Origin of the sequence: Okeania sp. SIO3I5, from assembly GCF_010672085.1 — a bacterium.
GTDB lineage: Bacteria > Cyanobacteriota > Cyanobacteriia > Cyanobacteriales > Microcoleaceae > Trichodesmium.
In genome coordinates, this window is sequence record NZ_JAAHHT010000166.1 from 12,861 (window position 1) to 21,992 (window position 9,132).

7 protein-coding genes are annotated in these 9,132 nt (G+C 33.2%); 3 read left to right on the top strand and 4 right to left on the bottom strand.

All coding sequences use genetic code 11. From position 1 onward, the window contains the following. The 3 genes from F6K40_RS27930 to F6K40_RS27940 all read right to left on the bottom strand — a co-directional run. On the bottom strand, nucleotides 1–320 hold a 320-nt coding region (locus F6K40_RS27930; protein ID WP_293140406.1), incomplete at its 3' end, for an MAE_28990/MAE_18760 family HEPN-like nuclease. Further along, on the bottom strand, nucleotides 320–448 hold the full coding sequence (locus F6K40_RS27935) for a hypothetical protein (RefSeq protein WP_293140408.1): 129 nt from the start codon (nucleotides 446–448) through the stop codon (nucleotides 320–322). The genes F6K40_RS27930 and F6K40_RS27935, both read right to left, overlap by 1 nt. Further along, a complete protein-coding gene (locus F6K40_RS27940) occupies nucleotides 448–1,578 on the bottom strand; it encodes a DUF262 domain-containing protein (RefSeq protein ID WP_293140410.1) in 1,131 nt (376 codons plus the stop codon). Before F6K40_RS27940 ends, F6K40_RS27935 begins: the two co-directional genes overlap by 1 nt. Nucleotides 1,579–2,466: 888 nt before the next feature. On the opposite strand from F6K40_RS27940, the gene F6K40_RS27945 reads away from it, so the two are divergent. The 3 genes from F6K40_RS27945 to F6K40_RS27955 all read left to right on the top strand — a co-directional run bounded on the left by F6K40_RS27945 (nucleotide 2,467) and on the right by F6K40_RS27955 (nucleotide 7,278). Further along, a complete protein-coding gene (locus F6K40_RS27945; protein ID WP_293140412.1) occupies nucleotides 2,467–2,757 on the top strand; it encodes a hypothetical protein in 291 nt (96 codons plus the stop codon). Nucleotides 2,758–4,106: 1,349 nt separating this feature from the next. Further along, entirely contained in the window at nucleotides 4,107–5,849 is a 1,743-nt protein-coding gene (locus F6K40_RS27950; protein WP_293140414.1) for a GldG family protein, read from the top strand. Between the two features lie 739 nt (nucleotides 5,850–6,588). After that, on the top strand, nucleotides 6,589–7,278 hold the full coding sequence (locus F6K40_RS27955) for a DUF4340 domain-containing protein (protein WP_293140416.1): 690 nt from the start codon (nucleotides 6,589–6,591) through the stop codon (nucleotides 7,276–7,278). A gap of 110 nt (nucleotides 7,279–7,388) precedes the next feature. On the opposite strand, the gene F6K40_RS27960 is transcribed toward F6K40_RS27955, so the two are convergent. Further along, on the bottom strand, nucleotides 7,389–9,132 hold a 1,744-nt coding region (locus F6K40_RS27960; protein ID WP_293140418.1), incomplete at its 5' end, for a pentapeptide repeat-containing protein.

Below are 9,132 nucleotides of genomic sequence, written 5' to 3' on the forward strand. Positions count from 1 at the left end.
TTTCTCCGCTTCAAATTCTGAAGAACAATTTTCTTTAATTCAGGTCTAATTTTATTGAAGGAAACTCCTTGATTTTTCATTTCATTAAATATTTCTTCAATAGCATCTCTCATAGTAGATTCTATTAAATTGTAAAGTAATAAAAAAGCACTTGCTTTCAGAGTTTTTATTAACTCTGGGTCAATTTCTTTGACTTTCTTTCCTGCTTGACTTTCCATTGCTAATTTAGTTGTTCCTTGCTGTAGACTTTTGATAAAAATAAAATATTCACTGACTTCTTGAGAGCGTTCATTAAAATTTTGAAATAAAATACTTTTCATTATTTAGCTAATAGTTGATCTGGCACATATTCAATTAGTGTTCCTTGCTGTAGACTTTTGATAAAAATAAAATATTTACCTACCTCTTTAGAGCGTTGATTAAAATTTTGAAATAAGATACTTGTCATTATTTACTTAATAGTTGGTCTCGCACATATTCAATCCTCCCAATAACTTTTGGTCTAGAGTTACTAGCATCAGAAGTAGTGTGTTTTTTAAATTCTGGTGAATTTAGCCAATCCATTGATTTTGGTTTGAGATTTTTTCTTTTTCTTAAAGCAAGTGCAATACCTACAGAAATAGCTTCAAATCTAATCCGAGGAACTGATTTATAGTTTTTGCCTTTTCTAAATCCATAAGGCAAATACTTTTCTACAAAATCTAGCATTGATTCAAATTCTGCCTGGATTTTATGAGGATCGAAATTATCATCTTTATTGTTTTTTTCTAAGTAACTATTGAGGAATATATCTACTCTACTTTCAAAATTTTGATAATTATTTAGATAGGCGAAAAAACGTAACACAAATTCTTGAGGTTCTTTCCTCCGAATTAGAGCTTCAGAAAACGGACATAGTTCTCTAAATTTGGAATCTTTTGATAATTCATCAATAAAATCAAGAAAAGGTCCACGTTGTATTCCTCTACGTTTTTCCATATCGTTTAAAAGAATACTACCTGTATTAATTCTTTCAAACATATCTCGTCGTGTTTCCTCATCTGCTTTTTCTGTTAGTTGAATCATCCGAATGGTACTTCTATTGAAACGTCTTTGACGAGCAAGTGGTAGATCGGCAAAAGTAAAATTATTTAGCTTTTTTAATTTCTCTAATCCCACTAAAGTCAGTTCATTATTAGAAAATTCATATAGACTGCGGATGCGTTGCGTACCATCTACTATTTCTAAGCGTCCTAAATCATTTTCTTCGTCATAAATATCAGCAACAAATATATATGGTATTGGTAATCCTAGAAGTACAGATTCAATAAATTTTGACTGATCTTTTTCCTTCCAAGCTTTTTCTCTTTGATAATCAGGGATAAACAACTCGTTAGTATCATCTTCTCTTCCTTCCATATATTTCTGAACAATAACTTCCACTGGATATTCTTTAGTATCATAATCAACAGGTTTTTGCTTTTCCCTAATTTCAGCTTCAGCAGCTTCTTTTTGTTTATTAGTTATTTTTGATTTACTATTAGTGGCTTTTGACTTTGCTGGCATATTGTTATTTGAGGTAAGTTGTTTAATATTCAAAGTATATTATAACTTAAAATATCTTTGAAAAACTAAATATTCAAGATAGTAAGAGATTATTACGATATTTAATTAAAAATTCCCAGAAGTTAGCTGGTATATTAATAATCTGCAAGTCCCTCAAGAGCAAAAATAAATCATAAAATTCCAACAAGTTATTCAAGCTATTAATTTTTACTTAAGTTTTTTTCTACTCTTAGGAAGAGCATTTTATATTAAATCTAACGAATCTTACAATTCTCACTTTGTGGCGACCTATTAAAACAGCGAGATATAAAACTATTTCAGTCTGTTTAACCAGACCATATCTGAGACTAAATCACAAAAATACTAAATATTCAGTCAAAAATATATCTATGATTTCCGAAATTTGATTAGCTAAACTTGATATATAAATACTAGGCTATATTGCTGTTCAAGTTTCCTCTTTAATCTGGAAATTAAGCCAAAATGCCTAATAGAATCTCTCAAAAATAATCTGTTTTTTTTAGAGAATATTTTGTATAAAATAATGATATACCCATCTACCGAGCCTACCACTCTTTTTGAGTATTCTTACCAAAAAATCAGGTCTAAAGCTTCCCCTTTTAAGGGAAAAAAAATATTTGGTTCATTATTTCAATCCCGATGGTGAGCGCCAGAAGTACTGATAACTGTACGGACGTTGCATAACAAAAATGCGAACGTCCCTACTGATAACTGAAATGATCCTTGTTAAAATAGGGGTAAGGTATCTCAATATCAATCAATACTTTTCTTTCTTAGCCTCTTTTCAACTCAGGGTAATTATTACTTCAAGTAATTGAGATGCAGTTAAGTTAATTTAACAACTGATAACTGATAACTGATAACTGATAACTGATAACTGAAATAACCCAGGTACTTACTATGAGTATTTTATTATTTAAAAAACTAGGTTTGATTGCCTTAATACCTGTATGTTTAACTGTATTTTTTGGGTATCCTTCTTTCTCAAAAAACTATACTTTAAATAAAAAAAATTCACCCAATGAAAATCAAATATTGAAACTCAACAAACCTCAGTCTGTTAAACATATCAGTCAACATTCAAACACATATACAAAAAATGGAATGGAAGTATTTAAAGATGGCTGTATCATCAAAAGCTTAAGATTAAGAAATGGCATGAATCTCAAAATTAAACAAAACTGTAATTAGGGCAGGCTAAATAGTCTCTTATTTAATTATGATTGAAAAGGAAAAGAACCATAGGAAATTTTTGATGCAGACCGTGATTTCAGTTATCAGTTATCAGTACATCTGACGCTCACTATCGGGATTGAAATAATGAACCAAATATTTTTTTATCCTCTTAAAAGGGGAGGCTTTAGACCTGACTTTTTGCTAAAGCTTTAGCTCAATTCCAAGCAAAATACTTACCGAAAGAACCAGAATTTGTTTGTGTTTTAGAAAAATATAATGGTAGTTTAGACCCCGTAAATTCCAAGTCTAAAGAACTACAATTAAAGTATTTTAATGAAGATATAGAATCAGAATTATTGAACCTTTTCTGAAGATTAAAAATAGTGAATAAGCTGCCATTTTAGCTACTCTTATAGCTCTGGTTGTTCGTGGTTGTATAATTGTAAGCATTCAGCGGTCAGCTCTCAGCTATCAGCTTCATTACTTTTAAAAGAGGAAAAAGTTAAGAAACTGTTTGTAAAATAAGTCTTAAGAGAGTTGTTGAGTGACTAAAATCTCAAAGAAAAAGGTACTTCAAGAAATTGAAATTTGGTAGATTGATTAGGTGGAAAGGTATATATATTCCCTTTATTTTAACTCTTCAATACTTGTCTTGATTTCTTCGGACCCCCATACCTATTCCCTATTCCCAGTTAAGTGTTTCCAGTTAAGTGTTCCCAGTTAAGTGTTCCCTGTTCCCTATCTCCTTTTTATATTTCCTGATACATTCAGTCTCTAATTTAGAGATTTCAAAGAATTAAAAGTATGAGTAAAAGTCTATGGAGCTACATCGTTCATTTTTATTGCTGTTTGCGTAGCATGAGTAGGAAAAGCTGACTGCTAATAGCTGAATGCTTACGTATAATTTTATTAGGAATTGAAATTATTCCCAAGCCTAAAACAATAACTTTAGAGATAGAAGAAACTGGAACAAAATTTTGGGATAGATTATTAGTAACGATTGACGATACAAAGATCGAAGATAGACTGTTTCTAGTAAATTATGCACAATACTATAAGTTACTCCAAAGTTTCTCTAATGAAACAGGGTGCATTGGAAAAACTGAGGAAAATTAATAGGTTATATATGATAAAAAAAATTTACAAATTGGGTTATCAAGCTAGGTGAAAGGCTAATCCAAAACCAAGATAAAAATAATAGTAGTATTTTGACATTTTATTGATTTGATGGTGATAGGTAATGCTCGGTAAACCGAGTAAGTAAATCATTCATTGCAGAAATGCCTAAATTTATTTATAATATTACTTCTCCCTTATTCCTTATTTCCTATTCAAGACAATTTACAAATTAAAAAAAAGATAATATGAAAATTATCAAAGGTACTTGGAATTATTTATTTTGGCTAGGACCAATTTTAACTATTATCGGTTTATCGGCAGGTTTTGTGTCAGGAACTTGGCAACCCATACCATCAGCTTTGATAACTTCTGGCATAGTAATAAGTGGTTTATGGATTTTTTATCAAGCTTATTCAGTAGAACAAAACTCAACTACAACTTGGTGGAGTGGTCGAGCAACCGAAGCAGGTACAAACGCAATTTTTGCGACTATTTCCGTACTAATAATTTTGGCACTAATTAACTTTCTAGGAGTTCGTTATCAAACTAGAATAGACTTTACTGAAAACCAACAATTTACATTATCACCACAAACTATAGAAGTATTAGAAAATCTCGAACAACCAGTCAAACTTTGGATATTTGACCGAGGCGAAAATCCCCAATATTCCCAACTATTAGAAAACTATCAAAGACAAGGAAATGGTAAATTTAGCTTTGAGTTATTAGACCCTCAAACACAACCAGGAAAAGCTAATCAATTTGGAGTCAGACAGTTAGGAGAAATTCATCTGGAAGTCGGAGAAAAAAAAGAAGTTATTATTAGCAGAAAACTAGAACCCCTAACCGAATCTAAACTGACAAATAGTATCGAAAAAATACTCGGTAGTAGAACTTTAAACATCTACTTTCTTCAAGGTCACGGCGAACGAAAATTAGAAGAAGGTCAAGAAGGTTTTTCTGAAGCAGTTAATGCTCTGGAAAGTAAAAATTACATAATAGAATCTATCAACTTGGCAAGTATTTCTCAAGTACCAGAAGATGCAGATGTTGTGATTATTGCTGGCGCTCAAAGAGAATTTTTAGAGGCAGAAGTTACTGCTTTACAAGAATATTTAGACCGAGGTGGCGGTGTATTAATAATGTTAGATCCAAGCACCGATCCAGGATTAAATGATTTATTTGGAGAGTGGGGTGTATTAGTTGACGATCGCCTGGCAATAGATAATCCAGAAATTGGTCGATTAGTAGGTCTTGACCCCTGGGTGGTATTAGTTACCAGGTATGGAGAACATCCTATTACTCAAGATTTTGCTAATGGCATATCATTATATCCTTTTGCCCGCCCCATAGAAAGTGAGGCAATGGATGGGATAGAGGAAAGTCCTCTAATTTGGACTAATGACCAAAGTTGGGCAGAAACAGATTTAAGGGGTCAGTTAAGGTTTAATGAGGGTAGGGATAGACTAGGGCCATTATCTTTAGGTGTAGCTTTGACTCGTTCTCCTACTGCGGAAAAAAGTCAAGAAACGGAATTAGAACTTACTCCTATTCCGCCACTTCCTGGTCAACCACCTAATGAATCTGTGGCAACTTCTACTTCAGAATTAGAAGTAGAAAAAGAGACAACTTCAGCAGAGGTTATTCCTCCACTTCCCGGTCAACCACCAGATGAATTAGAGTCTAGTAAAATAGAGGCAAAATCAGAAGATAAATCTGAAGAAGCACGTTTAGTAGTATTAGGAAATTCTCAATTTGCGACAAATGGTTGGTTTCAACAACAACTGAATGGAGATGTTTTTCTTAACTCAGTTTCTTGGTTGAGTAAACCAGAACAAGAAACACTTTCTATTAGTCCGAAAAAAACTACAAACCGTCGCATTGCAATGACTTTAGTGGAAGCTAGATTTTTAAGTTGGATGGCAATTGTAATTTTGCCAATTTTTGCTTTGGCAATTGGTGGAATAATCTGGTGGAAAAGACGATAATGAATTTAGAATTTAGAATTTAGAATTTAGAATTTAGAATTCTGAAATTGTTTTTGTAACGGGGATTTCTCAAGTAAAAACTTAGAAGTTAAATTCTTATTTTGTTATTTTGAGCAAACTAGAAAAAATATTTAGCTAATAACTAATCAAGGAATTGAGGATTGAGAATTCAGAAGTTGTTTTTGTAACGGCGATTTCTCAAGTAAAAAGTTAGAAGTTAAATTCTTATTTTTTTATTTTGCTCAAACTAGAAAAAATATTTAGCTAATAACTAATCAAGGAATTGAGAATTGAGAATTCAGAAGTTGTTTTTGTAACGGCGATTTCTCAAGTAAAAAGTTAGAAGTTAAATTCTTATTTTGTTATTTTGCTCAAACTAGAAAAAATATTTAGCTGATAACTAATCAAGGAATTGAGAATTGAGAATTCAGAAGTTGTTTTTGTAACGGCGATTTCTCAAGTAAAAAGTTAGAAGTTAAATTCTTATTTTGTTATTTTGAGCAAACTAGAAAAAATATTTAGCTGATAACTGATTTACAAGAAACCGGGTTTATTACCTTGATTATCCTTTTTCCAAAATTTCGCCGATCAACCCGGTTTCAGGGTGGACTATTGATAAGAATAATGGATAATTCAGGAATTAAATTTTTACTTTGTTATTTTGATAAAAGAAAAAAATATTTAGCTGATAGCTGATAACTGATAACTTATAACTGAATACTCCCTACTCTCTAAAATTATGAAAATCAAAAGAACAACTTTAATATTAATGTTAACAGCACTTGCTTTAGGAGGATTTGTTTACTTATATGAAATTCGAGGTAAACAACAACAAGCGGAAATCCAAGAACAACGAAAACAAGTGTTTGATTTTGACTTAGCACAAATTCAGACTATTACTATCAAACAAGAGTCAGAAACATTAACTTTAAAAATAGACGAGGAAGCAGAAGAAAAAACCTGGAATATAACTGCACCTGTAGAAAAAGAAGCTGACTTACAAACAGTAGAATTTTTGTTAACTGAACTAACAAACTTAAAAAGCGATCGCTCCATCAATACTAAAGTTTCTCAGTTATCAGAATATGGTTTAGAAAAACCAGAAATAACTGTAGAAATTCAACTAAAAGACGGTAAAACCAGTCGTCTATTTTTAGGTCAACCAGACTTTGATGGTAATTCTATATATTCTCAATTAGAACCGGAGGGAGAACCGCCGGAAGAGGTATCTGTTTTGTTATTATCTGTCAACTTCAAAAATGTCTTAACTAAACCAGTTTCCGAATGGGAAAAACAAGAAAAAACAGAAGAATCATCGGATGAAGCACAAGAATCTTCCGATCAAAAAGATGAGTCAGAGACGGAAAAATCATCTAGTAGTCCAGAGACATCTCCCTCACCTGATGATAATTATTTGTTAACAGAATAACTATTTTAGACAATACCTAAATATCTGGAAATTTACTTTAAAGATGAAACAGTTCAGTAGGGTGTGTTAATAACTTGATATTTTTGAAGTATTAATTCAATTGCCAATTATCATTTAATTTCTTTAGTCTTTTGCCAATCCTCTAATGCTGCAATAATAAAGCTACTTGCAGGATGATTTAGTAATTCTTGAACTGCAGAAACTCCACCTGCTTTTATGGCACTAAATATTCTTTCTGCTTTAGTTGGATTATTATCAATTTGTGTAATTACTTCTGTAGCAATTTTCATTCTGTTCGTTGTTGTATCTGACGGATAAGTTTCATCAAGTTGCTCTAATAATTCTTCAATATCTTTTGCTGCTTGTGCTAAATTTTGTTCTGGAGATTCGTTAATTGTACGAGCAATTTTTGAGTCTTTAATTTCTCCTTTACCAGCTAAACCCTGAATTTCTCCTTTGTTGCCAACTGCACCCTGAACTTTTCCTTTGTTGCCAACTGCACCATAATTTTCACTAATATCAATTTTATCTCCACTACTTTCTGACATAGTACCTCCTTGATTATGATAATTTTCTGCATATATATGTGGGGATTGTATCACACTATCTACCCAAGATTCTAATCGTTTAATTTGTCTATCTTTTTCTGCTAATAATAATTCTAATTCACTTGCTGGAAGTGCTTTTAATTTATCATAAGTATCAAAATATTCTGCGTGTAACTTTGAACGATCTGCTTCAGGTGCAGTGTCAGCTTTTAACAAAAATCCCTGACGATTTTTACCACGTTTTTCCATAGAAATAATTTCTAATTTTGCCTCTGGATGCTCTTCTTGCAACTTCTGAAATGAATAGGCAACTATTCCAGGATCGGGTTTTTCTCCATGATAAAAGTTGAGGGTTTCTATCATTGGAGTGATAAAATCAACAAATTCTCCTTCTTGAAAATTCCTACTCCAGTCAGCAGGTTCGCGACGAGGATTATCGTTTAAAGTATCTTTGGTTGAAAGTTTGAGAAAGTCTGGTCTCTTTTCTGGAGGCAGACGCATATAGACATAATCGCATTTGATACCATCTAGTTTAGTTTTGGTGGTTATTCCCCAATCTTCAAGAAAAGCTCCGGTTAAGGTTGCACCTGTGAGATCGGCTTGGTCTAAAAATGTTCCTACTAATTTGGCACGAGAAAGGTTAGCATCTTGAAGGTTAGCTAAGTTGAGATTCGCTTCTATGAAACTGGCATTAGTTAGGTTTGCTCCCTGGAGATTTATTCCTTGGAGGTTAAAGCGATCTAAGTTGATGTTTTCACCTTGACCAGTTTTTACTAACTTTCTGACTGTGGCATCTTTTAGATAGGTTTCTCCTGGTCGTATGCGGTCTAGTTTTATGGCGTTTTTCCAACAAGTACGGGTTATATTAGCTCCTCTAAAATCTGTACTTTTGAGAGTAGCATTAGTGAAGTCAGCATCAGTTAAATTTCCTTGTCTGAAAGAGGTTCCACATAAGGCAGCAAAAGCAATAGCTATATTACGGATAAAAGCATATTTTTCATCTCCTTTTATTGCTCGATAAGCAACGTAAGCACTTAACAGTGTTTGCAACACGGCTCCGGCTACGGCGAAGGCGAAGGCTCCAGCTACGGCGAAGGCTCCGGCTACGACTACGGCGAAGGCTCCTGCGAAGGCTACGGCGAAGGCTACGGCGAAGGCTACGGCTCCAGCTACGGCTCCGGCTACGGCGAAGGCTCCAGCTACGGCTCCGGCTACGGCCACGGCTACGGCCACGGCTCCGGCTACGGCTCCGGCTCCGGCTACGGCGAAGGCCGAGTTTTCTATTCCTATATAAATAAATATTATC